Origin of the sequence: Chromohalobacter sp. 296-RDG, assembly GCF_029889885.1 — a bacterium.
Lineage (GTDB): Bacteria > Pseudomonadota > Gammaproteobacteria > Pseudomonadales > Halomonadaceae > Chromohalobacter.
The window spans coordinates 1-1,769 of sequence record NZ_JARANY010000167.1; the positions used below are offsets into that span (position 1 = coordinate 1).

Consider the following 1,769-nt stretch of genomic DNA (forward strand, 5'->3'; position numbering starts at 1 on the left):
GATCACCTGGGGCGGGGCGGCGTATCTGGCCTGGCTGGGCGTGAAGGCGTTGCGTGCTGGTCGGGGCGGCACCCTGGAGACAGGCCGCGTGGCGAGCCGGCCTGGGGTGGCCGCGCGAGACGGTGTGCTGGTGGCGTTGGCCAACCCCAAGCTGATTCTCTTCTTCGTGGCCCTGTTGAGCCAGTTCGTAAGCGCCGACATGGGAGCGGGGGCCAAGACGACGATCGTGGCGACCGCGTCACTGATCGATGCCGGCTGGTACGTGTTAGTGGCGCTGGCGCTCTCGCATTCGAGGGTTTTGCCCTGGCTTCAAGCGCGTGGGCACTGGATCAACCGGGCGACGGGCGTCGTGCTGTTGGGCCTGGCGCTGCGCATCGTCATTGGTTGAGGGGAGCGTGACCAACCGCTCTCAGGACGCGATTCGCTCGAGGATGGCGTCCAGCGGTGCGTGTGACGGTAAGACGCCGAACAGCGGTGAGGTCTCCTCGCCGAGGCGCGCCGCACAGAAGGTCTCGCCGATGGCAGTGGGCGCATGACGCAACAGCAGCGCGGCCTGCAGGCATTGCGCGAGGCGCTGGGTTAGCCAGCGCGCCTGCGCTTCCAGCACGTCCGGCGTGGCCTTGAGGCGTCGCTCGAGGGCCTCAAACGCCCGGTCAAAATCGGGGTGAGCGCCGCGCGCCAAGGCGAGCTCCTGGCGCAGGGCGGCGATGCTTTCCGGGTGTCGGGTCATTACGCGCATCACGTCCAGGCACATGACATTGCCCGAACCTTCCCAGATCGAATTCACTGGCGCCTCGCGGTAAAGCCGCGCCAGCGGCGCCTCCTCGACGTAACCGATGCCGCCGAGACACTCCATGGCCTCGGCCATGAACGCCGGGCCACGCTTGTTGTGCCAGAACTTGGCCAGCGTAGGCAGCAGGCGCGCAAGGGCGTGCTCATGTGAGTCCCGGGCGGTACCATCGAAGGCGCGTGCGGTGCGCAGGCATAAGGCCAGGCTGGCCTCGGTTTCCAGAGCCAGGTCGGCGATCACGCGGCGCATCAAGGGCTGCTCGGCGAGGCGTTTGCCGAACGCTTCGCGCCCCTGGACGTGGCGCCAGGCCTCGAGCGTTGCCTGGCGCATCATGCTGGCAGGCGCAGTGGCGGCATCGAGCCGAGTCTGCTGGACCATCTCGAGAATGGTGGCGACGCCGCGCCCCGGTTCGCCGATGGGGTGTGCCCAGGCATCGACATACTCGATTTCCGCCGAGGCGTTGGCGCGGTTGCCGCACTTGTCCTTGAGGCGCTGAAGCTGAATGCCGTTGCGCTCGCTGTCGGGGCGAAAGCGTGGCACCAGGAAACAGCCGAGGCCGGCATCGTCTTGGGCCAGGGTAAGGAAAGCATCCGACATCGGCGCGCTGCAGAACCACTTGTGGCCGGTGAGATGCGCGCTGCCATCCGGCTGGCGTGTCGCCTGAGTGGTGTTGCGGCGCACGTCGCTGCCGCCTTGCTTCTCGGTCATCGCCATACCGAAGGTCGCCGCACGCTTGTCATCGGCGGGCAGGGCGCGGGGGTCGTAATCGTTTGCCAGCAGGCGTGGTCCCCATGTCTCGAGCACGGTTCTGTCGTGGCGTAGCACTGGATAGGCGGCGTGGGTCATGGTGATCGGGCAGCAGAACCCTGGCTCGACCTGGGTCAAGAGATAAAGCGCGGCGACATGCGCCTGGTGGCCGCCTTTACCTTCCTGTTCCCAGGCCACGGCCTGCCAGCCGCCATCGCAGGCGAGATGCATC

General features: G+C 67.3%; 2 protein-coding genes. One reads left to right on the forward strand and one right to left on the reverse strand.

Going from position 1 to position 1,769, the window contains the following annotated elements:
• The coding region (locus tag OP495_RS17510) for a LysE family transporter (RefSeq protein WP_280571042.1) at positions 1-388 on the forward strand (388 nt) is incomplete at its 5' end.
• A gap of 21 nt (positions 389-409) precedes the next feature.
• Here the strand turns inward: OP495_RS17510 and OP495_RS17515 are convergent.
• The coding region (locus OP495_RS17515) for an acyl-CoA dehydrogenase family protein (RefSeq protein WP_280571043.1) at positions 410-1,769 on the reverse strand (1,360 nt) is incomplete at its 5' end.